We start from the raw sequence: 23,502 nt of genomic DNA on the forward strand, positions 1-23,502 counted from the left end.
CAGGTTGAGCTCGCGCTCGAACAGCCACCGCGCATCATATTCGCGAAAGCCCGTCGGCTTCACCAAAGGCCGCGTCTCATACGCATAGCTGTTGCGCGCAAGCGAGGTTTCGGGCCGGGGGATCGCGAAGGGGAGCAGATCGCGGACCGGATCGAGGGCCTGCGTCCATTTCTGAGCAGAGACGGGCATTGCGATGGTATAACCCTGAGTTGCAGCCACGACGTGAAAGCGAAGCCGAGCGGGAGGGTGCACCTTTCTCGCCGCTCGGCCCGGCCGACGCCTCGCCGGCAGACTCATCTTCCCGAAGGGCTAGTCGCAGCGAACGCGTCCGGTCGCCTGACCGCCATCTGGTGGTTGAATTCCGCTTGCGATCGCTTAAGCGTTCGACCTTGCCGGCTTCGAACTTGCGATCGAACCCAGCAAATCGAACCTATCATTGTCCGTCGGAACGGAAATATACTCACTTCGGCTTACGTTCGTGGTCTATTCATGAGGGGAGGCGGCGTCGCCGCTGCATATTTGAAGTCTAGATGGCATAGGCGATCCGGAAATTCTGCACTTGCAGTGCTGATGGCCGTTGCGGTGCGCAAACTATGCCGGACGAGCCACTGAACGATCTGGTTTGCACTTGCGAGAGGTGCCATGCTGGGATCGCGGCTGCGCCGCTCCGCGGCCAACGACTACCCTCGCGCGCGCCGGTTCGAATGGGATCGTGGAGGAAGGCGCGAGGTCTTCCATCGGAGCGCTCCTCGCTGATCGTTCCCGCCGTCACGATGCCTTGTTCAGGATCGTGCCGAGCAGATGGCTGCCGGTCGACTGCAGCCGCTCGACCGCATCGATGACCAGCGGGGCGGGCGTGCGCCCCCACTCCACGGCGATCAGGAGACCGTCGAGCAGCGGCCCCATGGCAATTGCGCCCGAGTTCTGATCCAGCGCCGGCAGATCGACGAGCACGAGGTCATACGTCGACAGAGCCTCGCTGAGGCAGCGCATCATCGCGCTGGAACCGAGCAGCGCTTCGGATATCACCGAGTTGAACTTCTTCGTCGGCAGCAGCTCCACGCCGGTGCGCGGGACCGGGATGGAGCATTCGCTGACGGGGCAGTCCTCGAGCAGAATCTGCACCAGGCCGGGTTGGCCCGCGGTCGTCACGGCCTGGGTCATGGCGCAGCGCTCGAGATCCGCGTCAATGACGAGGACCCGAACGCCCGAGGCGGCGAGGAGGCACGCCAGGTTCCCGGCGATGGTGGTCTTTCCCTCGCCACCGATGGCGGAGGTGATGCCGATGGCCCGCAGCGACCTCCGCCGCTCGGTCGCGGCGAGCGTCGTGCTCACCTGAGCCAAGGCATGGAGGAAGGGGTCCTTGCCGAGCTCGTCGGTCGCGGTGAAGCACTCGAGCGACGGCTTGCCGTATCGGCGCTTGAGCAGGGCCAGAAGGGCGCCGAGGCGACGGCCGAAGGAGCGGCGGACCGACCACCGGGTGCGGGACGTGCGGCGGATCAGGGGTAGGGCGCCAAGGCACAGCAGCCCAAGCTGTTGCTTGGCGCTGCGCACCGAGCGGATGGTGCTGTCGAGGTTCTCCCTCAGGATCGCCAGACCAACGCCCAGCAGGCCGCCGAGCAATACGCCGAACGCAACGATCAGGGTGCTTCGCGGATGGCTCTTGTTGAGCGGCGTGGTGGCCGGCGAGAGCACGCGCGTCTCGACCATCGGGTTGGATTGCCTTTGCACCGCCTCCGCGTACCCCTGCAGGGCGCTTTCGTAGATCTTCTTGTATGCCTGGGCGGTGCTCTCGAGCTCCTCCAGGGTATTGCGGTCCCTGGTCCCCCCCTGAACCTGCGCGGACCCGTCCGCTCCGGCATCGCCTCTCTGCTCGTCCCTATAGCCTCGGTAGGCGCGGCCCGCCTTGAATTCCTGAAGTGCCAGCGCTGCTGTACTCATCTGCTCGCGCAACTGAGCAACCCGGCGCTCGAGCCATTCCGAGCCCACGCGCGCGGAGGTCGCGCGCGAATCCAGCTGGTCGTGGATGTAAGCGTCCGCGGTGGCATTGGCCACTTGCGCAGCCAGCTTCGCGTCCGGGGACGTGAATGTCAGGTCGATCACATAAGAGAGCCCGGAGCGACGCACGTCGAGACCGGCGCCGAACGCCGAGACGGCTTGCTGCAGGAGCGCGCCCTCCGGAAGCTCTTCCGTCTGCGGTTTCACGAAGGCGGGGTTCTTGAGCAGCCCCAGCTGCCGGATGACCGCCACCGCGATGCGCTCCGAGCGCAGCACCGCCATTTGGCTTTCGAGCTGTGCGCTGTCGATCGTGCTGGATTGCGCCTCGTCGCGTGTCAGCTGGGAGGACTTGGGATCGATGAGCAGCTGCGTGCGCGCCGTATAGGTGGGCGTCGCGAGCTTCACGTATGCCAACGCGCCGCCGACGCTGATCGCGACGGCAACGAGCACGATCAGGATATGGCGCAGAACGAAGACCGACAGCTCCGGCACCGCGACCAGGTCGGGGGGAATCGTTGCGCTCGACCAATCGGCACGCGCTTCGCCACTCAAAGTGGGCACAACGGGGTGCGCGCCGCGCCTTGTTAGGCTCATAATCTGACCTGTGACCTCGCCGGCGTGGACATCCGCATATCCGGCAGCACAAAGCGAACGTGTTCGCGACGCGCTAGCCGTTCTTCCTTGTAGTCCGGCTTCCGCACCGCAAAAATGTCCCCAAAATTGGTAGGACTTACACACTAAGGGCCTCGCCATGCCGCTCGCGGCTGAGGGCGCCCGACGAAGGGGGGCGATGGCCCTTGGACCGCCCCGTGTCGAATGCACGTGCGCATGCCGCAGGACAGGTCGGATATGTTCGGGGCGTGCGGTCGGCCGGTGCAGACGCCGCCGCGCTCAGACCTGGCGGCCCGCCCCGCGGAGGGATCGCGCGCGCCGCCTTCAACCGGCGCTGGCGACGCCCTCGCCCGATAAGCCTCAGGGTCTTCCTTTTGGGCTGATGCCGTACCTGTCTCGATCAATGCGTCATCCCTCGAACGACCGAGCTATGACGTGGAGACTACGCCGGAAGAGGTATCGGGGATATAGCCGCCGACTGAATACGTTCGGCGCCGCCGCGTCTTGCTACACCCTTTGAGTGTCGTTGTGCCCTAATAGGGGTCTGGTCCCACACCAAAACAACGTGGTTCAAGGAGGCATCATTGCTCTGTCTGTTCGAAAGGTCAGGTCCGGAATGGATGTGCATAGCGAGCCGCGCTCAGCGGGTGTCTACCTTGGCCATGTGAGCGACGCTCCCGTCGCCACGCTCGGCGAGCCGGCGGTATATGGTGCGACCGCCCGGCCCCTCACAGTGCTGATCGACAGCCGCAACTTCGTGCGCGACTGTCTGTCCTCGTCGCTTCAGGCGGCCGATGCGGAAAGCGACTGCCTGACGTTTGACAACGTCCAGGACTGGCAGGCCAGCGGACTGTCGGCTCAAACCTCGCTCTTGCTGTTCTGGGCGAACCAGCTGAGCTCCACATCCGAGCTGGAGCAGCAACTGGCGGAGCTGAAGGCACTGGCGCTCGAAATCCCGTTTGCCGTGATGTCGGATCAGGAGAATCCGGAGGCAATCGTCGAGTTGATGGCGGGCGGCGCCCGCGCCTTTCTTCCGACGAGCCTGAGCCTCGACGTGATCGTCAAGGCGCTTCACCTGGTGCGCGCCGGGGGAACGTTTATTCCCGCGACCTGCCTTGCCGCGATGTCGAACGATGGTGCGCGCAGTGTGCCGGCGCCGGCGGATCTCGCCGGGCTGTTCTCGCCGCGGCAGCTCGCGGTAGCCCGGGCCATGCGGAAGGGCATGCCGAACAAGATCATCGCCTATGAGCTGGCCATGTGCGAGAGCACCGTGAAGGTGCATGTCCGCAACATCATGAAGAAGCTCAAGGCCAAGAACCGCACCGAGGTCGCATTTCTGACCCAGAGGCTGTTCCCCCAAGACTGAGTTTGCCAGGTTGAGCCATCTCACTTGAGCGGGACGATTCTTATATTAATCATCCCGCCATAAGTCCTGGTTTAGAGCATGAACCTGTCCAGAGTCGCCATTCACATTCTGGGATCATGATCTAGAGCATTTCCGCGTTTTGTCGAATCACGGAAATACCCTATCTGTTAGTTTTTTCGCGTTTTCTTCACAAGAACCAGCGTCCACTTCGCTCGAAAACGCTCTAGTCGATTCCCGAGCGGATCAGTTGGCGGTACCGAAAACTGAAACGGCGGCCCTCCAGGATATCGGAGAGGCCGCCGTTTCAGTTTCAGCTGTGGAGAGCGGCCCGACAGAGCGCCTCCCATCGGGTGGAAGGCACCCGATCGCTTCGCAGCCGGTCATTTCGGTGGGCGCGAACCGATCGGGGTATCCGCGACGCTCGGCGCCATGCGCAGGACGAGCGTCGCCAACCGGAGTTCGGTCGTCGTGCAGAGCCTCAGACCCTGTTGTAGATATCCTCGAACCTGACGATATCGTCCTCGCCGAGATAGGCGCCGGACTGCACTTCGATCAACGTCAGGGGGATCTTGCCGGGATTGGCGAGGCGATGCACGCAGCCGAGAGGAAGATAAGTCGATTCGTTCTCGCGCAGGATGATCTCCTCGTTGTCGCGGGTAACGATGGCTGTGCCGTTGACGACCACCCAGTGCTCGGCCCTGTGAAAGTGCTTCTGGAGGGATAGCTGGGCGCCCGGCTTCACCATGATGCGCTTGACCTGATAGCGCTCGCCCGACTGCACGCTCTCGTAGTGTCCCCAGGGACGATAGACGATTGTCGAATAGTCCTTCTGCGCGCGGTTGAGCTCGGAGAGCTTGTCGACAACGTCCTTGACCCGCTGGCTGTCCGCCCTCGGAGCCACCAGGACCGCATCGTCGGTGACCACGACAACGAGATCGGACAGGTTGAGGAGCGCAACCATCGGTCCGGTCGAGCGGACGTAGTTGTTCCTGCAATCCAGCAGGATCGCGTCGCCCGAGACCGCGTTTCCGTTTTCGTCCTTGGGCGACACGTTCCACAGTGCCTCCCATGAGCCGACGTCGGCCCAGCTCATGTTCGTCGGCACCACGGCGGCGCGCTGAGTGCGCTCCATGACGGCGTGGTCGATGGAGATGGTCGGGGCCTCGCCAAAGATCTTGGCGAGATGCAGGAAGTCGCCGTCGTTCTGGGCGCCCCGCAGCGCAGCGCCGGTCTTGGCCACGAGTTCGGGCTCGAAGCGCTCGAGCTCCTCGATGAGCCGCTGCACCGGAAACAGGTAGATGCCGGAGTTCCAGCTGTATTCGGGCCGAGCGAGAAATTTCTGGGCGGTTGCCAGATCGGGCTTCTCGACGAACGAGCTGATAGCCAGTAAGCCGTCAGCCGTGGGCAGCGGTGCTCCGGCCTGGATGTAGCCATAGCCGGTGTCGGGCGCGGTCGGCTTGATGCCGAACGCCACCAGTTTGTCACCGCCGCCGGCTAGGGCAGTGCCGATCGCCGTGGCGAAGGCGTCGGTCTGGACCATCACATGGTCGGACGGGAGTACGAGCATCTTCGCGTTCGGCGTCTCGTCGGCGATGTGCATGCCGGCGGCAGCCAGGGCCGGCCCGGTGTTGCGGTTGGCCGGCTCGAGCAGAATGGAGCGAGGGGAGACGCGGATCTCCTCCAACTGCTCGCTCACGATGAAGCGGAAGTCTTCGTTGGCGACGATGACGGGACTTGAGAATTGGCCCGCGTCGCTGACGCGCAGCACGGTCTGCTGGAACAGGCTCGGCTCGTTGTCGAACTTCAGGAACTGCTTCGGAAGGGCCCCTCGCGAAATCGGCCAAAGGCGCTTGCCGCCGCCGCCGCACAAGATGACCGGAACAATTCTGGACATTCTACCTGCACCTTCCTGTGCTTTCTGTTGCGCGATTCTCAAGCCGGCCGTCCTGCCGGGCGGAATGCTGCAATCGGATGGGAGAGCGGCGTCTCGAGATTTGACGGCCCAGCCAGCGGATCTGCTGAATGCTCAGATCTCCGAAACGTCGATACGACGCCCGCGACAACGCGTGGTCTTTTAAGCTGATCATCGTATGAGTTCGCAGAAGTGGAGCAAGGTGCCAGAACGGCGACGCCGCACTCCTTCCGATCCGCAGAACTACGTCTTTCGCACGAGGCGCCCATCAACGTCTCCGCCGCGGTGCGCTCGTGGGCGGGACAGGTTTGATGGGGCAGAGATCATGGGGTTGGATGATGTACGAAGATGGGATGCGGCACATGGAGCGGCAATTCCGACGCCTCCTTGGGCATCCGTCCTCGCGGTCCCGCGGACGAGCGCATCCCGGTCGCGGATCAGTCCGCGCTCAGAGCGACGCTCGGCCGGACCGGGTCGGGCGCTGCCGCAGCCATTTGCCCGGAATGCAGGACGCCAGGAGGCCGATGAGGGCGCCGATCCCCTTGATCTCCAGGTCCGGAAGCCGGCCATGGCGGCTGAACGTCAAGTTCTGTGCTGCCTCGAGGCCACCGGCCACCACCACGATGCCCAGGAGCAGGATGAGGCGGTGCTTCGGGTAGGCAACGCCAAAGGCCAGGCCAACCAGGCCGAAGGCACAAAGCCGCTCGAGAGCGGGCGAGGACGAAACGACGGGTCGCAGCTGGATCGGGGCCAGGGTGACGAAGACAATGGCGAGCAGCAACAGCCACGCTGCCGACCGTGCAAGAGTTCTCGTGTTCATCGGTTCCGCGGAATGGCGCGAGCGCAAGTCTCGATCAGATGGAGGACACCGAGCGAGAGGAAATGCCGCAAGTCATGAAATTTGAAGCGCGTCTCTGCGATGAGGGGGTTGCGCGCGATCGGAGCGACGCGCTCTCGAGCTCGACCCGACATCCGGTTGCTCCCATCCGTCTCCCTCGCCCCGATGGTCTTGCGCGAGGCAGGAGGGCGGCGGCGCCGGCTGTGAACGACGGATGTATTGGCTCGGACGCCGCGCCACCCCGAACCCTTCCTCGTGCGTGATCTTGTCCAACGCGGCGTCGATGTGCGGGGATCATGCTGAAGGACTTCCATCTGCGCTCGAAAAAGGCGAGCCGGGCACCGAAGGGGGTTCGGTCGCCCGGCTCTCACCGCTGTTCACTTGGGGGTCGAAATCAGCGGCTGAGTGAGCTTAGGCTGCGCCCGGAAACCGCTCAACATGGGCCATTGGAACTAGAACTACATCGAATTCACGCGAGCTATGGACAATGCGTCTCGTCCATAAGCAAAAAGAGGTAGGCGAGATCATCCGAAACTTCCGATTTTCATGAGAGCCCCGGGGCGGGGACCGGAGCGGCGACCTCAACTTCGTCGGACGCGGGCAGCTGAGCTCAGGCGCGACCAGCCGCCCAGTATGTGGGTGCAGGCACGAGCGTGCCGGGAGGGCCGGCGTTCCAGAAATCTCCGACGACGCGGGTGATCGCCTCCACCGGCAGGCACCAAAGGCCCACGTCGTCCTCCCAGAATACCTTGCCCCCGGTGAGGCGCATATTGTCCGTGGGGACGACGAATTCCGCTCCGCCGCGAGCTGCGATCCGGAGGCAATGGGGCCTGCGGGCCAACGTTTCGTAGATCTTTTTCGAGATGGGGCTCACGTTCTGTCCGCCTTCCAATGTCTCACTCGAAGCACGCGGCAAGCCGCTCGATGGGATCTCGCGAAGCATGCCGTACCGTGCCGACATCCCGTCGGCACATGCCTGCATTACATCCCCAACGGTATCCTTTTCGTAACAGTCCCCAGTGGTCCCCGCCTGCGTTCGGCGACGCGGGCGCCTGGAGGGAGCGGAAACCCGACCGGCCTTGTGCAGGCGCCGGAAGTGGAACGGACGTGTGTGAGCGCGAAGGTACGTTCGTTCTCATGACGTCGACGTTCTTGCACATCTATCGGTAAATCGAGGCCGGCGCAAAGTTCTGCCGGTATCGGCCAATTGCAGATGCATCCTCGGCGCTGCTCCCGGGTCGCTGCGGATACTCGCGTCGCTCGACGGCACATCAAGCTTCGACGGGAACTGCGCCGCAGTCGACTGCCGTTGCTTTGCATGAAGCCGATCGACGGCGATATCCACAGATTTAGCTAAGGCGCGAAAGCGGCACGGCCACCCGGCACGCGGGATGCCAGCGCACAATTTTCGCGCAGGTCGAACGAGCCTACCTGGATGGAGCTGGATTGCCGACAGCACCTTGTGCCATGAAACTCATGGTGATTTCCGTTGCTTGAACGGTTCGACACCGGAGTTCATAGCGGCGCTTGTTCCAAGCTCCTCCGCTGGCGTCCGCCTCCTCCTGGTTCGCGAGAGCATCCGGTCTCGCACCGCCTGGGACGAGCCGGGACCACGAGCCTCATTCTCGCATTTGTCGCTTCGTAGCCCGACGCAAACGCGATCGCAAGCCATATCGGGATCGGGAGCTTGGGATCGGCCGGAGCTAGGCGGCATCGCGTGCGCTCGACCGAGCGCGGTTAGAGCCGGCCCGGGCGTGTCAGCGCCGCCGCAGGATACCGGCGTCGAGCTCCCGCGTGAGGACGGCAACTTCGGTCCGGTTGCGGGCCTTAAGCTTGCGCATGATCGTCCTGACGTGAACCTTGACGGTGCTCTCGCTCATCGCCAATTCGTCGGCGATCACCTTGTTCGGCAGCCCCTTCCCCATAGCCCGCGCCACGGCCAGCTGGCGCGGCGAGAGCAGCGTCATCAGTTCGGAGGCGCATGGCGCGCCGACGCCATTCGCCATGGCCACCAGGGTGCTCGCGGGGACGAAGCTGCCGCCGGCCCGCACGATGGCCAAAATCTTGGCCGTCAGCTCCACGCCCATGCTCGTGGGCAGGAAGGCGCGGGCGCCGCTGTTCATGACCTGGGCGACACTGTCGGCGCCCTCGTGGTCGGACATCACCACCACTGGGGGCGGCGCCGGAACCTGCAGCACCTGCTTCAGGCGGCCGGCGAAGAGGTTGTCGGGCTCCGGCCGCATGTATGGCGCCGACATCCACAGGATGAGCAAGGAGGTCCGGGCGGACACGGTGCTCCGCTCCCACGCGGCCACGCTCTCGAAAGCCTGAAAGTCATGGCCGGCCTCAGTCATGCGCAGGGACGCCAGAACGCATTCGCGAAAAAACGTTCGGTCCTCGATCAACACCGTGCAGGGCTGGCCGGCCGGCTTTGGCGATGGGTCCGCATCGGGGGCCGAGCCCGATCTCTCGCGTTGGTCGCCTGCCGAAGCTGCGGTGCCCAAATTCGTCCCCCGTGGAAACCATGCGCGGCACGCGCCGAGCAAAAGCCCGTCTGTCTATGCGGAAACGGATACTCGGCCGGTCGGCGCTGCCGTCCGTGCGACAGTCCAGGCGGGTCCGAAGCGCAAGCATCGTTGCATCGGTTTCAGCTTGGGCATTCCAGTTTTCGTCAGCCTTACCTTTCGTCAGCTACGTCGCAAATTGGATTCCCTATGTTGATGGATGTGCGGTCGAATGACGCAGGTGCGCCAGCGCCGCTGCGCCTTGCATCGGGCGGGCGCTCGCGGCTCCGACCAAGACGCCGGGTGACAGCGTCGTTCTGTGCCCGGATCAGTCAACTTACTCTGAGATCTGGTGAATTTCCGGACTTGCCGGGCCGCTCCGATCGTCAGGAGAGCCCTGGGTCTAGCTGGTCGACGAACTGGCCGGCGCACGGGGCTGACGTAGCCCGTGCCGTGGCCGGGATTATCCTTTCGTGCAGGCCAGGGGCGGCGACCCCATTTATAGGTCCGTGGCCGTTTCCGCTGAGAATGGGCGCCAAGCTCGGCGCGCATGCGTTTGGGCCGTGACGGAAGCGCTGGTTTTCGGTACTAGCTCGTCAAACGAAGCGATCCGTATACGCGCGTCTTCGTTGCCGCAGCCGACCGCGTAAACGCGTACTTCGACAGGGATGGACGAATGCCAGCCTACCGCTCCCGAACCACCACCCACGGCCGCAACATGGCCGGCGCCCGCGGTCTCTGGCGCGCCACGGGCATGACGGACGCCGACTTCGGCAAGCCCATCATCGCGGTCGTCAATTCCTTCACGCAGTTCGTGCCGGGCCACGTGCACCTGAAGGACCTCGGTCAGATGGTGGCGCGCGAGATCGAGGCGGCCGGCGGCGTCGCCAAGGAGTTCAACACCATCGCGGTCGACGACGGCATCGCCATGGGCCACGACGGGATGCTGTATTCGCTACCCTCGCGTGAACTGATCGCCGACAGCGTGGAGTACATGGTCAACGCGCACTGCGCCGACGCCATGGTGTGCATCTCCAACTGCGACAAGATCACCCCCGGCATGCTGATGGCGGCGATGCGGCTCAACATCCCAGCCGTGTTCGTCTCGGGCGGCCCCATGGAGGCCGGCAAGGTGGTGCTCGCGGGCAAGACGCACGCCATGGACCTGGTCGACGCCATGGTCGCCGCGGCCGACGACAAGGTGTCCGACGAGGACGTCAAGACCATCGAGCGCTCGGCGTGCCCGACCTGCGGGTCCTGCTCCGGCATGTTCACCGCCAATTCGATGAACTGCCTCACCGAGGCGCTCGGCTTGTCGCTGCCCGGCAACGGCTCGACGCTCGCCACCCACGCCGATCGCCAGCGTCTCTTCGTGGAGGCCGGTCACCTCATCGTCGACCTTGCACGACGTTGGTATGAGCAGGACGACGAAACCGTCCTGCCGCGGACGGTCGCGTCGAAGCAGGCGTTCGAGAACGCCATGGCCCTCGACATCGCCATGGGCGGCTCGACCAACACGGTCCTGCACATCCTGGCGGCAGCGCACGAAGGGGGCATCGACTTCACCATGGACGACATCGACGCGCTGTCGCGGCGCGTGCCGGTGCTCTGCAAGGTGGCCCCCGCCAAGAGCGACGTGCACATGGAGGACGTCCACCGCGCCGGCGGCATCATGGCCATCCTCGGCCAACTCGATAAGGCCGGCCTCATCCACCGGGAGCTGCCGACCGTGCATACGGCTACGATCGGGCAGGCCATCGAGCACTGGGACATCTCGCGCACCACGTCGCCGAAGGTGCGCGACTTCTTCCTGGCGGCGCCGGGCGGCGTGCCGACCCAGGTGGCGTTCAGCCAGAACCGGCGCTGGGACGATCTCGACCTCGATCGTGAGACCGGCGTCATCCGCGACGCTCAGCACCCCTTTTCGAAGGATGGGGGCCTGGCCGTCCTGAAGGGCAACATCGCCCTCGACGGCTGCGTGGTGAAGACCGCCGGCGTCGACGAGAGCATCCTGAAATTTTCCGGGCCGGCCAGGGTGTTCGAGAGCCAGGACGCGGCGGTCAAGGGCATCCTGGGTGGCGTGGTCAAGGCGGGCGATGTCGTCGTCATCCGCTATGAAGGCCCCCGCGGCGGTCCCGGCATGCAGGAGATGCTGTATCCGACCAGCTACCTGAAATCGCGGGCGCTCGGCAAAGCCTGTGCGCTGCTGACGGATGGACGCTTCTCGGGCGGCACCTCGGGTCTTTCCATCGGCCACGCGTCGCCCGAGGCGGCGGAGGGCGGCGCCATCGGGCTGGTGCGCGAAGGCGACGTCGTCGAGATCGACATTCCCAATCGAACGATCAATCTCGCGGTGGGCGACGCGGAGCTGGCCGCTCGGCGCGCCGAGCAGGAGGCCAGGGGCTGGAAGCCCGCCGAGCCGCGCAAGCGCAACGTGACCAAGGCGCTGCGCCGCTACGCCGCCTTCGCCACCAGCGCCGCCAAGGGCGCCGTGCTGGAGCTCGGGGACGACTGACGGGTCGAGGATGGGCGGTCAGGCGGCCGCCCGTCGCCAAAGGCCGAGCGCCTCCGCACGCCGGCCGAGCCGCTCGCGCACGGCCCGCGGAAGCTGCCGCGCCGATTTGGCGCGTGGCAGCTCCATCTCGGGGATGCGTGGCTGTGGGGGGCCGAACAGCGCCTCGTACTCCGCATGGTTGTCGAAGCGGCGGCGCGTGACGTTGTCGACGAATGTCTCGGCCGGCGTTCCGTCGGCCAAGACCAACGCGTGGTCATCGAGCTCGATGTGATAGTAGATGAACGGCTCGGTCGGCCGCGGCATGCGCCGCACGGTGGTGCCGTTGACCAGCGCACCGGCCTGCGCCAGCACGCCGTCGACCAATAGGGCGTGTTCAGGCGAGACGTAAAGATCACGCACCGGCATGCGCTCATCCAGGGCGCCGGCCGAGATGCGGATCGGGGATTGGCGCATGGGATCAGCGAAGGCCGGCGCTACCGTCTGCCGGCCGATCCAGCGGATGGGCCTCGCCACGCCCGCCGCCGTCGTCACCAGGTCGCCGGCAGCCAGCGTCTCCACGGGGCGCTCCCCGTCGGGCGTGGCGATGCCAGTGCCGGCACAAAAGCACACGGCGACCGTGATGTCCGTGCCGCCCTCGCCGTCGTCGGCAAGGAGGAAGGTCGCGCGGCTGTAATCTTCCGAGGGGCTCAGCCGCAGGGTGATGACGCCGCCGCCCTCGCCGGCGGTCTGGGTGATCTCCAGCAGGTTGCCCGAGAGCAGCGTGACGGTGTCGCCGGCATCGAAGGGCACGCCGAGCAGGTCGATGGCATCGTCGGCATCGTTGAAATCGTCGATCAGCCCTTCGAAGGCGCTGGGCGTCAGCAGGCGCAGCTCGCCGTCGATCAGCGCCACCGTCTGCTCGCTCGCCGTCCCCCCGTTGAGGGTCACCGTCGCCGCGCCGGCGAGGGTGAGGGTGCCGCCGCCGCCGAGGTCGCCGCTCAACGAGAGACTGGCGTTTGCGACGGTGATGCTGCCGTCGTTGACCAAGGCGTTGCCGGTGAGGGTCGCGCCGGCGCCGACCAGCACCTCGCCCTCGTTGTCGAGCGTCTCGAACGACAGCAAGCTGCCGGCAAGGACGTCGATCTGCCCGTGGCTGATGAATTCGCCGGCGAGGAAGGAGCCGGCGTCGGTCGGAATGCTGAGCACAACGCCGGCGGCGAGCACTGCGGGGGCATTGAGCGCGAACAGCCCGGCGTTGAACAGGTTGATGGTCATACCGTCGAGAGTCTGGCCGTCGATGACGATCGAGCCACCGTCGACGTTGAGCGTGCCCGGACCGACGCCGGCCTCGTCGTGGACGGTGAGGCCACCGACCACCGTGAGGCTGCCGAAGCCGATATCGAGTTCCCCCCGGTAGGTCATGGCCTCGAACGTGGCGCCCTGGAGGGTGAGCGCCGTGGTGCCGTCGTCGACGATGGTGCCATTGGCGATCGTCCCGCCGTTGACGGTGAGACTTCCGACGCTCGCCAGGTCGAGGGTCTGGTTGGCGATCGGGTCGGCGAGATCGAGCCGCACGCCCACGCCGATGGCGATCGTCCCATTGTTGGCGATGTCGCCGCTGGTGAGCTCCGCCAACGCGAGCGGCAGATCCTCGAACTGCAGCAGTCCGCCAGCGCGCACGTCGATGGAGCCGAGACTGCTGTAGCCTCCATCCGCGTAGAGCACGCCGCCGGCGTCGATCTCGATGGGCCCCCCGTTATTCACGTTGCCCGAATAGAGCGTGGAGCCGTTCCCGATAGTCACGGCGCCGACGTTGTCGAACTGGGCGCACCCTAGGTTCGAGCTATTGGCGAGTGTCAGCGCGCCAGCGTTGGCGAACGTGCCCGAGACCTGGATGACGCCACCGTCGAGCGCCAGCTGCGCCGAGAGCGAGAGAGACGCGACGGCACCGACGTCGCCGGCGATCGTTGGCCGACCGCCGTTGATGAACACCGCGTCCGCGGCGCCCGGCACCCCCGGAGGATCCCAGTTTGCCGCGTTGCTCCAATCGCCGTTGCCGGCATCGTCACCAATCCAGGCCTTGTCAGTCATCCTCCGACCGCCTTCCCATGCCGCCCGCTCGCGGGCGCGCGCCCGTTGCTATTAGGCGGGTGGTCCGCGAAGTTCCAGTGACAGGGATGCTCGACAGACACCAGTGACGGGTGGACGACGTTCGATCCCGAAGCTCGGCTGCCCGCCATTCAACAGAAATGGGGCCGCTCATGCGGCCCCGATGTTTGATGGATGCAGTGCTGTTGTCAACCGTAGTAGTAAATCTGGTCGGACACCTGCGCCGCGGTCACGCCCAGGAACTCGATGCTGTAGGCGCCGTTTCCGAAATTGTAGGAGAGCAAGGCACCGTCTTGGGTGGAGGTGAGCGACATCTGGCCCTGCACGGCAGTGGGTAGCCCCACGAGATCGATGCCGTCCTCGAAGTCCATGATGTAATCTTTTTCGCCGGCCGCGAAACCTTCATTCATGATGAAGTAGTCGAGCCCGGTCCCGCCATAGAGGCTGTCGTGCCCGTGTCCGCCGATGAGGCGGTCGGTATCGGCCCCACCGTAGAGCTTGTCGCTCCCGGAGAAGCCATAGAGCAGATCGTCACCGGCATCCCCGAACAGGGTGTCGTGGCCCGATTGCGATCCGATGATGTCGTTGCCGTCGCCGCCGTGCAGGGTGAAGTTGCCGCCACCTGCCGCGAAGACCTGATCGTCACCCGCTTCGCCGAGCGCCGACGAGCCGGTTTCGCCGACCAGATACAGAAAGTCGTTGCCGTCGCCGCCGTAGGCCACATCCTTGCCGGCGCCGCCTGCGATGAAGTCGTTGCCGTCGCCGCCGTACAGCCTGTCATTGCCCGAGCCGCCGTCGACGGTGTCGTTCCCCGTTCCGCCATGGACGACGTCGTCGCCCTCACCGCCATAGACGAAGTCATCGTCTGCCCCGCCGTCGACGAAATCCTTGCCTTGGCCGCCATCGAGGAAATCGTCGCCGCTGCCGCCGTAGAGGCCGCCGAAGATCGTGTTGGACCATCCGCCGACCGTCGAGCCGGCCGTCACGCTCCCCTGTCCATCGTCCCCGCCGCCGCCGTAGATCGAGTCGTTGCCCGCTTCGCCCCGCAGCGCGTCGCGTCCCTGGCCGCCGTCGATGTAGTCGTTGCCGCTCGCGGCGTCGATGATGTCGTTGCCCGCATCGCCGTACAGCCATTGGGCGGCCGTGGTGGTGCCGGTGTTGATGATCCAATCGTTGCCCGCGCCGCCGTAGGCATCCATGTAGAAATTTCCGGCCTGCCACAACGTGTCGCTGCCGTCGCCGCCGTAGGCTTGGAACGCCCCGTCGTCCCTCCGCAGGCGGTCGTCCCCATCCCCGCCGTATTGGCGAGCGTTGGCATTGTTGTTGACGTAATCATCACCGTCGTCGCCGTAGTAGGCCATCTTACCTCTCCTGATGTTCTGCTCGCGTCATCGTATTGTTGCTTCGGCTCTGCGGCTTGGAGCAGGCGCAGCTCCCCGATGCGGAGAACACTACTGCGAGGGCCTTGGAGGGGTCGTGCGCCAGCGTACACGCTGGCGTAGGTCGCTGTATCGGCGGGTCAGGACGTCCGCACGCGAGATGGGATGCGGGAGAGCGGCCAAGCCTGCGTGCGCGGCCGGCGAGTGTGTCGAGGACAGACCGATGCCGGAGCATGTCGCCTTTGGACGAGGATTTGCGATGATCCGGCTCAGTAAGGCGAGCTGGCGAGGAACCCCCCAAAAAAGTAGACCAGGCCGCCGATCATTGCCGCAATCGTCAACGCCAGAGCGGTGAAGCCGGCGATGATCTGATGCCGGGGGGAGAGCGCGCTGCGCGCCCGCAGGCATGGGTCTTCCACCAGTCTGCGGCTGGCCCACGCCAAGGCGATGCTGGTTGCGATACCGATGCCGGCGAAGGCGGCCGGCGGCCATTGGAGATGTGTGAGAACCTGATGCACGGGATAGTGCCACAGGTAGATGCCGTAGGAGATGATCCCGACGAAGACCAGCGGCCGCCACGAGAGCGCGCGATGGGCCAGGCTGTCGCGCGCTCCGCCGACCGCGAAGCAGATGAAGATGCACGAGAGCAGCCATATCGCCGTGGCGCCGCCGGGCGACCAGGGCACCAGGCAGATCAGCGCCAGGTAGGCCAGCACGGCGCCCGTGAAGGTGGCCCCGTTGATCGGCGGCGGCTTGAGCAGGGCGAGCAGACACCCGATGAGAAGCCCCGGTGCATGGGTGTCGAAGCCGTTGTAGATCCGGTCGATCGACGCGCCGCCGAGCGTCATGGCGGCCAGCCAGACGAGCGCCGCCGCGGTCAGTCCCAGGATCACCGCCGCGGTTCGGCGTCCGGCGATGGTGCGGACGGCGATCAGGACGGCGGGCCATAGGAGATAGAACTGCTCTTCGACGGCCAGGGTCCAGGTGTGCGCCATGTAGGACGGCCAGCCCGGCACGCCGTAGGCCCTTGTCCAATTCGCCGTATAGGTCAGCGCGCCGATCGCATTGATGGTGGCCCCCCATGTGGAGAGCAGCACCTGCGGCAACAGGAAGAGCGAGGCCGAGACGACGGCGAGAAGCGGCAGCAGCCTGGTCACCCGATGCCAGTAGAACACGCCGAGCGACCGATTCTGCTCGTCGCCCTTCAACAGCACCAAGGTGATCAGATAGCCGCTCAGCACGAAGAAGACGTCGACGCCGTAACCGCCGCCAACCGCGAAGCCGGGGAGGCCAAAGTGACCGAGCACGACGGAGAGCACGGCGATGGCACGCAGGCCATCCAAGGCGCCGACATAGGGCAGGCTCGTGACCTTGTCGGTCATGATCCACGTCTTGGCCGCGTCCATCCGCGCTGGAAGCTCCTCGCTTGCTCGTTCGCTGGCCGGGTGTGCCATCGTGGGTGCCGCGGCGCAACCGAAGCGCTCCTGCGGCCCGTCGTGAACGCCGGCGCGGCGTGCGGGAAGCAACCGGCCGCCCAAGCCGCCCACACGGCCGGGCGCGCCGGCGCGCCAGGCCAGCCGATTTCCTGATAGTTTGAAAAATAGGCACTGAGGATCTGACGGTCGCGCCCTGTCTTGCCCGCGTTGTCGTGCCAGTTCCTGCACGTCTGCTACGACGACCCGCCGGCGCGGCTGGCAGGAAACCCGCATGGCGCGATAAGGTGCCGGGTCAAATCCCATAGCGATGAAGGAGGAAACATGCGCCCAGTGAAACGTCTCGACCGCTCGGTCAAGGGCCGCGGTGTGCTGGTCACCGGTGCCGCGAGCGGCATGGGCCGCGCAACGGCCCACGTGTTCGCCCAAGAGGGCGCGAAGGTCGCCGTCACCGACGTGACCAAGGAGGGTGTCGACCGGGTGGTGGCGGAAATCCGCGATGCCGGCGGCGACGCGACCGGCTGGGTGCTCGACGTCAGCGACCACCAGCAGATCAGGGAGGTCATCGGCGACATCGCCGCGGCGTTCGGACGGCTCGACGTCATCGTCAACAACGGCGGCATCTCGGCCATGATGACGATGGAGGACCCCAGGTATGACGAGACCTGGGACCGGGCGGTGTCGATCCTGCTGACGGCGCACCAGCGCATCGTGCGCACCGCGCTGCCGCACCTGCGCAAGTCGGACGCCGCTCGCATCGTCAACATCGCCTCGACCGAGGGCTGGGGCGCAACCCCGAGCGATACGATCTACGTGGCGGCGAAGACCGGGGTGATCGGCCTGACACGCGCCATGGCGGTCGACCTCGGCCCCGAAGGGATCACGGTGAACTGCATCTGCCCCGGCCCGATCAACACCGGCATGACGGCGTCGATCCAGGACGAGCACAAGACCATTTTCGCCAAGCGGCGCACGGCCCTGAAGCGCTACGGCGAGCCGGAGGAGGTGGCGGCGATCACCTTCAGCCTGTGCCTGCCGGCATCGTCCTACATCACCGGCGTCGCCATCCCGGTGGACGGCGGGCTCACCATCCGCAACGCCTGACCTTGCGCCATCCCGCGCGGCGCATGGCCGTCGCGGGATGGCCGGGCGGCTTGGTGGCCAAGGAGCACCCAGGCCTGGCTGCGAAGCGCGACTGCGTCGCCGGGCCGAGGTCCTGATCAATGTATTTATCCGGGGCTTCGCCTGCGGCGACATGCGGCCTCGGAAAACAGGACCCGAGCGTTTCCCGGCGAACCATGCGGACGAAGCCGCCTAACCGCCCATCCACGGAACGGCGGCTGGTGCTACGCCTTTGTCGTGACTGCGCACCGCGCGCTGATCCGGCTAGCGTTCGGATACGCGCTGGGTCGAGCCTGGGGGGTGCCATGGCAGGCTACGAGTGGATCTTCCTTTTCCTGCCCGCCGTCCTGGGGCTGGGCCTCGGGCTGATCGCCTACTATGTGCCGCCCGGCACCGATCACCACCACGCGCGCCCTGGCGATTGAGCCCAGCAGCAGGCGCTTGTGACGTTCCCGCCGCGGCCGCGGCCCGCCCCCTCCCTCGACGAAGGCATCCTTGCGCGCCATAGTCAGCCGTCCCGGGGGGAGGCGCAGGCATCCATGAAGCGCTCGGTGTTCTTGGCGGTCGGCGCCGTTGCGGGGCTGGTTCCGGCGTGGGCCGGAGCGGTGGAGCCTCGGATTCCGAGCGCGATCTCGCAGCAGATTGCGTGCACCGCTCCGCCAACGCCGGCTGACATGCTCACTCTGCTCCAACGCTCATCGATGATCGGGCGAAGGCCCGCCATGGTCTCGGACAGCATGAGCTTCTTCAAGGTGCGGAAGCCGCTTACCGTCGATGGGCTGCCCGTTGTCGCCGTGTTCGGCTTCGACGAGACTGGGGAATTTCCCTTCGCGAGAGGGCCGGGCACGTCACCCGGTCAAGTGTTCGGCATCACCACGGCCACGGATAGCGCTGCCCTGGAGCGCTGGATACGAAACCACCCAGGCAAGTTCATCTTGGTGGATACGCCCTCGGCGCTCGGTGCCGGCCTGACGGACGTTTACTGCAGCCGGCGGCCTGGGGACTAGATGTCCGCTGCGAATACTAAGGCCGCGTCATCCGTCCCTTCGCCGCCGCGGAAGTGATTGTCGTCACCGGAGGTGTAGTCGGTAGCGTCGGACCGTCCGATCGCCGGTCATCGAAGCACTCCCTCCATCGGATCGCATCGGGGCGCCGGCTCGATCTCGACCGCCTCTGACGACGGGGTCGACATGACGGGCCGCGAGAATTGCCTCGGCCTCACATGGCGAAGGCTGTCCCACTCGCGCAGCCTACGACATCTCGGCCGCGATCCGTCGCCAGCTTGTCCACGAACCGTTCCTGTAGTTCAGGGACAGCTTTGTCGTCGCCGGGTCGAGCTCATTCAGTCCGATCAGGCGCCGCAGCGTGCCACGCACGAATCGGCCAGCCCGACTGGATATCGTTGACCCCGCACAGGTGCTAAGGCCGTCGATCGACCATTTCGGCCGTAGATCGCACAAGCCTGGAAGCCTATGATGAGAATGATTGCAGTCGTAGCGGCGCTGTGGGCGAACGGCTTAGCAGGAACCGCTTATGCAAATAACTGCCCCGATGTCCGGCCGGAGTATCGCGACAATGTCTTAGTTAGATACCAGAGCGCCGACGCTTTCCTTGGGCGCCTCAGCGCGGCCGCCCACTTTCGCATACGCCGCGATGAGTGGGGGCCTGGATTGTTCGGCCGCTATGCCGTCCGATTGACGTTCCATGTTGAGGACAGCATCACCAGGTTACCTAGCCGGATCAATCTTCTCATTTTCAGCGATGAAAAGGACAACGCTTTTCCGAGATTTCTTTTCGGGGGCCTCGTCATCGTAGGCTTTGGGCCTATTGTCCCCTCGCAAAAAACCCTTGGCCGCAGGCTTGGGGCCCATGGCTACGCGTGGACCTGTCCGGTTCCGCTCAAGAGCTTTGGCAAAGATGGGCCGAGCGGCGAAGAATCCTGCGAAGAAAATGGGAGGAACTTAAAAATAAGCGCCTCGAAAGCGATGGTAAATAGATATCGCCTCCGTACCGACTAAGCCAATAGCGGCCGGCTCTGTCCCACCACGATATGGCGGGGTCCGCTCGGATACGTCGAGTTTGACGTCGATCATCGCTCAGCAGTTCCGCGCCGCCGCACTGCCTCTATCGCAGCCACGGGCCGCAGCACCGTGTACAGGTGCGATGATCACGGCGGCGACCGGCTGGATGCCGTCGAGGAATGGCGAGATCGGGCGGTGCATCTTATCCCTGCCGACGGCTTCGACGCGGGGCGGGAATTCCTGGGACCGAAGGCTCGTCCGCTATTGGCCGATACAGCGCGCTTCCCGACGGTCACTCAAATTGTGTCGTGCCTGCGCTCGCCCAAACGCGCTCCCTTCTTCAACGCCGAAGCGGGGGTTTCTGCTTCGACGCAGGCGGGACGCTACTCTGGCTATGGGCCCGCTTAAATGGCCTCTTCGGCTAGCCTGTTCGCTGGTCCGCTCTCCAGCAGCCAAGTCGAACTTGGGACCTTGGCGTGAGGGGTGACGGCGAACCGAAAGGGATCGATACGATGATCGCCGGCGCGGGAGCCCACGCGCACGCTGAGGCTGCGCTACATCGAAGCTGGCGCGGACGATGCCGCCGAAGAGGCCGCCCCATGCCTGCCCTTTCCCTTTCCGAAACGTGTCGAGCGCCTCGGCGATGTCGTCCGGGGACGGAGCTCGACCGGCTGGCTCGTGGCAGATCAGGCGGCCACAGCCGTCAGCCGCAGGCCGAGGACCTTCACGGTCTTGGTAAGAGTCTCCAGCGTCGGGTTCCCGCCCGGCTTGAACGCCTTGTAGATGGTCTCCCGGCTTAGCCCGGCCTCTTTGGCAATGTTCGTCACGCCGCGCGCCTTGGCGATGTCACCGAGGGCAATGGCGGTGCCTTCCGGGTCGCCGTCCTCAAGGGCGGCTTCCAGGTATCGGACCTGATCTTCGGGCGTCTTGATGTGATCCTGGATGTCGAGGCGCGGGAGCATGGCACCGACAGGCCAACGGGGCGAATCCAGTTGCGGGACCTGATCTGGAGGGCAACATTCCGAGAACAGAAAGTGTCCTACTTCGCGACCCCGGTGGGACAAAATCGCAAAAACATCAGCAAAATCAATGCCGTTTTAGGCTGATGGTGCCCAGGGGCGGAATCGAACCACCGACACTGCGATTTTCAGTCGCATGCTCTACCAACTGAGCTACCTGGGCGGCTGGCGCGGCGGACGAGCCGGCTGCGGACAGCGAGCGCGCCTTATAGAGGGGCTGTCGGCGGCTGTCCAGAGCCTTGCCGGCAGTCTTTTCGGCGCCGGCTTCGCCAAACGGCGGCCGGGCGGAAATGGCCTTAGCGGGCCGCTCGTCTGCGGCCGGGGGGGCGGCCGCCGCCGCCGCTGCCGGCATCGCCGCCGAAGTGCTCGAGCAGGGCTTCGATGATCTGCATCTCCTCCTCGTTCGGTGGCAGGCTCGGCCGCAGCGTGTCGCCATAGAGCGTTGCCGCGAGGGGGTGGCGAAACGGCAGCCGGCCCTCGTGGGACCAGACGTGCCTGCACAACTCGATGGTCTCGGCGTCAACCGGCGCGGCGATCCCGAATCCGGCGTGGAACGGCCCTGTGTCGAACACGCAAGCCGAAGGTCATGCTTTCGGTGGCCGCGACCTCCAGCGTCCCGTCCATCAGCCAGAGACGCCGGTCGCCGGCCAAGAGGTCCTCGAGCCAGATCCCTGCCGCTTCGTGTGGGCCGGCGTTGCGGAACAACGAGAAGAAGGCCCCGGCCATGCGCTCCGCTAGGGCGCGCTCGGCCGCGCCGAGCTGCGCTGCCCGCTTCGACAGGAAGGGGTCGTAGGCGCGCCGGCCGCGCTGGTTCGGCTCGAACAGGGCGACGTCGCTCAGCATCTCGACAGCACCGGGCAGGTCCGTAATCGGCCCGTCCTCGGTCCACAACCCGATGTGCTTGGCGGCCCTCATGATATCGGCGCGGCCGCAGGAGCGAATGGCAGTGCCGAGCACTCCGGGGACAGAAGCGCGCATGGGGCGGTAGATGGCGAGTGCCTCGTCGCGGGTCATCGCTTTGCTCCTCGTGGCATCGCCCGGTGGAATCAACGGACACCGCCAGCATACCAGCCCAGGCGAGCGCCATGGCGTGGGTGCCGGCGGCCGCTACCGCCCGGCCGCCGTCTCGGTCTTTGGTCGGATAGGGGCCTGTTTGGGCTCGCCGTTTCTTGACTCGCTTCCGGCCGCTCGCTAGCCCCTTCTTAGGTGTGGAGCGGTCTTTGGGCACCGCTCCGCTTAGTTGCATGCGGGGTTGGGCAACTTCAGCCGGCGCATCCGGCCGCGGCCCCCGCCCGGCGAGCGAACAGGGTGCGGCGAGAAGCTCACCGGCGCGGCGTGGCCGCGTCAGGCGCGACCGCCCGGGGAGGGAACGAGATGAGACGGATCCTGACGCTCGCCGCGACTGCGGCGGCTCTGGCAGCGGCCACGGCGATGCCGGCAATCGCCGCCGATCCCATCAAGGTCGGCGTGAGCGTATCCTCGACGGGGCCCGCCGCCTCGCTCGGCATTCCCGAGGCCAACACCGTGGCCCTGCTGCCTAAGGAGGTCGCCGGCACGCCGATCGAGTACATCGTGCTCGACGACGGCACCGACACCACTAAGGGCGTGGCCAACTTCCGCAAGCTTGCCGGCGACGAGAAGGTCGACGCGGTGCTCGGCTCCTCGACCACGCCGGTATCGCTGGCCATGGTCGAGGTCGCGGCCGAGGCGAAGGTGCCGATGATCTCGCTGGCGGCCTCGGCCAAGATCGTTGGCCCGGTCGACGACAAGCGGCGGTGGGCGTTCAAGACGCCGCAGAACGACACGCTGATGGCCAAGGCGATCGCCGACTACATGGCCAAGGCCGGCGTCAAGACCGTGGGCGTCATCGGCTTCAATGACGCCTATGGTGACAGCTGGCTGGCCGAGATCACGCCGGTGCTGAAGGCCAAGAACATCGAACTGGTGGTGACGGAGCGCTACGCGCGCACCGACACCTCCGTCACCGGCCAGACGCTGAAGCTCATCGGCGCCAAGCCCGACGCCATCCTGGTGGCCGGCTCCGGCACGCCGGCGGCGCTGCCGGCCAAGGCGCTGAAGGAGCGCGGCTACAAGGGCGCGATCTACCAGACCCATGGGGCGGCCAACAACGACTTCCTCCGCGTCGGCGGCAAGGACGTGGAGGGCACGATCCTGCCGGCCGGCCCGGTGCTGGTGGCCAGCCAGCTGCCCGACGCCAATCCGGTGAAGAAGGTGGCGGTCCAATACGTCAAGGACTACGAGGCAAAGTACGGCGCGGGCTCGGTCTCGACCTTCGGCGCCCACATGAACGATGCCGGGATCCTGCTCGCCGCGGCCATTCCCGTGGCGCTGAAGAGCGGCGCCAAGCCCGGCACGCCGGAGTTCCGCGCCGCGTTGCGCGACGCCCTCGAGGGCGCCAAGGACGTGGTCTACAGCCAGGGCGTGGTTAACATGACGCCGCAGGATCACGTCGGCCAGGACGAGCGCGCCCGGGTCATGGTGGTGATCGAAGACGGCAAGTGGAAACTGGTTCCGCAGACCAACTGAGTGCGTGGCACGCCAATGACCGGCGGGGGCGAGTAACTCAGCCCAGTGACCCTTTGAGCGGGATGGTCGGGTCAAGCCCGACCATGACGGGGCGGAGACGGAGAGCCTTGTATTCTCAACGTCATGGTCGGGCTTGACCCGACCATCC

17 protein-coding genes, 1 tRNA gene and 1 pseudogene are annotated in these 23,502 nt (G+C 65.7%); 6 read left to right on the top strand and 13 right to left on the bottom strand.

All coding sequences use genetic code 11. From position 1 onward, the window contains the following. Both IEW34_RS30280 and IEW34_RS13840 read right to left on the bottom strand, forming a co-directional pair. Positions 1–189 (bottom strand): annotated as a pseudogene (locus IEW34_RS30280) (hypothetical protein); the annotation flags it as partial. 579 nt (positions 190–768) lie between these two features. Continuing rightward, on the bottom strand, positions 769–2,550 hold the full coding sequence (locus IEW34_RS13840) for an AAA family ATPase (protein ID WP_188609808.1): 1,782 nt from the start codon (positions 2,548–2,550) through the stop codon (positions 769–771). A gap of 676 nt (positions 2,551–3,226) precedes the next feature. Here IEW34_RS13840 and IEW34_RS13845 point away from each other — a divergent pair. Further along, positions 3,227–3,976, top strand: a complete 750-nt coding sequence (locus IEW34_RS13845) for a LuxR C-terminal-related transcriptional regulator (RefSeq protein ID WP_188609809.1) — start codon at positions 3,227–3,229, stop codon at positions 3,974–3,976. A gap of 478 nt (positions 3,977–4,454) precedes the next feature. On the opposite strand, the gene IEW34_RS13850 is transcribed toward IEW34_RS13845, so the two are convergent. From IEW34_RS13850 to IEW34_RS13865, 4 genes are all read right to left on the bottom strand, one after another. Then, positions 4,455–5,870, bottom strand: coding sequence for a mannose-1-phosphate guanylyltransferase/mannose-6-phosphate isomerase (locus tag IEW34_RS13850; RefSeq protein ID WP_188609810.1), 1,416 nt, complete (start codon positions 5,868–5,870; stop codon positions 4,455–4,457). 466 nt (positions 5,871–6,336) lie between these two features. Beyond that, positions 6,337–6,708: a VanZ family protein gene (locus IEW34_RS13855; RefSeq protein ID WP_188609811.1), complete on the bottom strand. Its 372-nt coding sequence runs from the start codon at positions 6,706–6,708 to the stop codon at positions 6,337–6,339. A 628-nt stretch (positions 6,709–7,336) separates the two neighbouring features. Then, entirely contained in the window at positions 7,337–7,600 is a 264-nt protein-coding gene (locus IEW34_RS13860; RefSeq protein ID WP_188609812.1) for a hypothetical protein, read from the bottom strand. Between the two features lie 883 nt (positions 7,601–8,483). Beyond that, positions 8,484–9,080: a response regulator transcription factor gene (locus IEW34_RS13865; protein ID WP_210324503.1), complete on the bottom strand. Its 597-nt coding sequence runs from the start codon at positions 9,078–9,080 to the stop codon at positions 8,484–8,486. Between the two features lie 826 nt (positions 9,081–9,906). Here IEW34_RS13865 and ilvD point away from each other — a divergent pair. After that, the gene (gene ilvD / locus IEW34_RS13870) at positions 9,907–11,745 is read left to right on the top strand and encodes a dihydroxy-acid dehydratase (RefSeq protein WP_188609814.1); all 1,839 of its coding nucleotides are present in this window, start codon (positions 9,907–9,909) and stop codon (positions 11,743–11,745) included. A gap of 18 nt (positions 11,746–11,763) precedes the next feature. Here the strand turns inward: ilvD and IEW34_RS13875 are convergent, their stop codons facing one another. The 3 genes from IEW34_RS13875 to IEW34_RS13885 form a co-directional block, all read right to left on the bottom strand. Continuing rightward, a complete protein-coding gene (locus IEW34_RS13875; protein ID WP_188609815.1) occupies positions 11,764–13,815 on the bottom strand; it encodes a Hint domain-containing protein in 2,052 nt (683 codons plus the stop codon). Positions 13,816–14,021: 206 nt separating this feature from the next. Further along, positions 14,022–15,194, bottom strand: coding sequence for a calcium-binding protein (locus tag IEW34_RS13880; RefSeq protein ID WP_188609816.1), 1,173 nt, complete (start codon positions 15,192–15,194; stop codon positions 14,022–14,024). A 287-nt stretch (positions 15,195–15,481) separates the two neighbouring features. After that, entirely contained in the window at positions 15,482–16,618 is a 1,137-nt protein-coding gene (locus IEW34_RS13885) for an acyltransferase family protein (protein WP_188609817.1), read from the bottom strand. Between the two features lie 351 nt (positions 16,619–16,969). Between IEW34_RS13885 and IEW34_RS13890 the strand changes: the two genes are divergently transcribed. The 3 genes from IEW34_RS13890 (at position 16,970) to IEW34_RS13900 (ending at position 19,785) form a co-directional block, all read left to right on the top strand. Then, positions 16,970–17,749, top strand: a complete 780-nt coding sequence (locus tag IEW34_RS13890; protein WP_188609818.1) for an SDR family NAD(P)-dependent oxidoreductase — start codon at positions 16,970–16,972, stop codon at positions 17,747–17,749. 557 nt (positions 17,750–18,306) lie between these two features. Then, positions 18,307–18,774, top strand: coding sequence for a hypothetical protein (locus IEW34_RS13895; RefSeq protein WP_188609819.1), 468 nt, complete (start codon positions 18,307–18,309; stop codon positions 18,772–18,774). A gap of 468 nt (positions 18,775–19,242) precedes the next feature. Next, positions 19,243–19,785: a hypothetical protein gene (locus IEW34_RS13900; protein WP_188609820.1), complete on the top strand. Its 543-nt coding sequence runs from the start codon at positions 19,243–19,245 to the stop codon at positions 19,783–19,785. Between the two features lie 689 nt (positions 19,786–20,474). Here the strand turns inward: IEW34_RS13900 and IEW34_RS13905 are convergent. The 4 genes from IEW34_RS13905 to IEW34_RS13920 all read right to left on the bottom strand — a co-directional run bounded on the left by IEW34_RS13905 (position 20,475) and on the right by IEW34_RS13920 (position 21,821). After that, positions 20,475–20,750, bottom strand: a complete 276-nt coding sequence (locus IEW34_RS13905) for an addiction module antidote protein (protein WP_188609821.1) — start codon at positions 20,748–20,750, stop codon at positions 20,475–20,477. Positions 20,751–20,894: 144 nt separating this feature from the next. Beyond that, a tRNA-Phe gene (locus IEW34_RS13910) sits at positions 20,895–20,970 on the bottom strand. 133 nt (positions 20,971–21,103) lie between these two features. Then, the gene (locus tag IEW34_RS13915) at positions 21,104–21,310 is read right to left on the bottom strand and encodes a hypothetical protein (RefSeq protein WP_188609822.1); all 207 of its coding nucleotides are present in this window, start codon (positions 21,308–21,310) and stop codon (positions 21,104–21,106) included. A 16-nt stretch (positions 21,311–21,326) separates the two neighbouring features. Then, a complete protein-coding gene (locus IEW34_RS13920) occupies positions 21,327–21,821 on the bottom strand; it encodes a DUF7986 domain-containing protein (RefSeq protein WP_188609823.1) in 495 nt (164 codons plus the stop codon). Positions 21,822–22,181: 360 nt separating this feature from the next. On the opposite strand from IEW34_RS13920, the gene IEW34_RS13925 reads away from it, so the two are divergent. Then, positions 22,182–23,354, top strand: coding sequence for an ABC transporter substrate-binding protein (locus IEW34_RS13925; protein WP_188609824.1), 1,173 nt, complete (start codon positions 22,182–22,184; stop codon positions 23,352–23,354). Positions 23,355–23,502 lie beyond the last annotated feature (148 nt).

Origin of the sequence: Chelatococcus reniformis, from assembly GCF_014640075.1 — a bacterium.
GTDB lineage: Bacteria > Pseudomonadota > Alphaproteobacteria > Rhizobiales > Beijerinckiaceae > Camelimonas > Camelimonas reniformis.

Bases quoted from the DNA above. Each gene is read 5' to 3' on its own strand.
- IEW34_RS13900 (WP_188609820.1), top strand. From the start codon at position 19,243: ATGAGAATGATTGCAGTCGTAGCGGCGCTGTGGGCGAACGGCTTAGCA.
- IEW34_RS13850 (WP_188609810.1), bottom strand. From the start codon at position 5,870: ATGTCCAGAATTGTTCCGGTCATCTTGTGCGGCGGCGGCGGCAAGCGC.
- IEW34_RS13855 (WP_188609811.1), bottom strand. From the start codon at position 6,708: ATGAACACGAGAACTCTTGCACGGTCGGCAGCGTGGCTGTTGCTGCTC.
- ilvD (WP_188609814.1), top strand. From the start codon at position 9,907: ATGCCAGCCTACCGCTCCCGAACCACCACCCACGGCCGCAACATGGCC.
- IEW34_RS13895 (WP_188609819.1), top strand. From the start codon at position 18,307: ATGAAGCGCTCGGTGTTCTTGGCGGTCGGCGCCGTTGCGGGGCTGGTT.
- IEW34_RS13865 (WP_210324503.1), bottom strand. From the start codon at position 9,080: ATGACTGAGGCCGGCCATGACTTTCAGGCTTTCGAGAGCGTGGCCGCG.
- IEW34_RS13920 (WP_188609823.1), bottom strand. From the start codon at position 21,821: ATGACCCGCGACGAGGCACTCGCCATCTACCGCCCCATGCGCGCTTCT.
- IEW34_RS13885 (WP_188609817.1), bottom strand. From the start codon at position 16,618: ATGGACGCGGCCAAGACGTGGATCATGACCGACAAGGTCACGAGCCTG.
- IEW34_RS13905 (WP_188609821.1), bottom strand. From the start codon at position 20,750: ATGCTCCCGCGCCTCGACATCCAGGATCACATCAAGACGCCCGAAGAT.
- IEW34_RS13890 (WP_188609818.1), top strand. From the start codon at position 16,970: ATGCGCCCAGTGAAACGTCTCGACCGCTCGGTCAAGGGCCGCGGTGTG.
- IEW34_RS13845 (WP_188609809.1), top strand. From the start codon at position 3,227: ATGGATGTGCATAGCGAGCCGCGCTCAGCGGGTGTCTACCTTGGCCAT.
- IEW34_RS13925 (WP_188609824.1), top strand. From the start codon at position 22,182: ATGAGACGGATCCTGACGCTCGCCGCGACTGCGGCGGCTCTGGCAGCG.
- IEW34_RS13875 (WP_188609815.1), bottom strand. From the start codon at position 13,815: ATGACTGACAAGGCCTGGATTGGTGACGATGCCGGCAACGGCGATTGG.
- IEW34_RS13880 (WP_188609816.1), bottom strand. From the start codon at position 15,194: ATGGCCTACTACGGCGACGACGGTGATGATTACGTCAACAACAATGCC.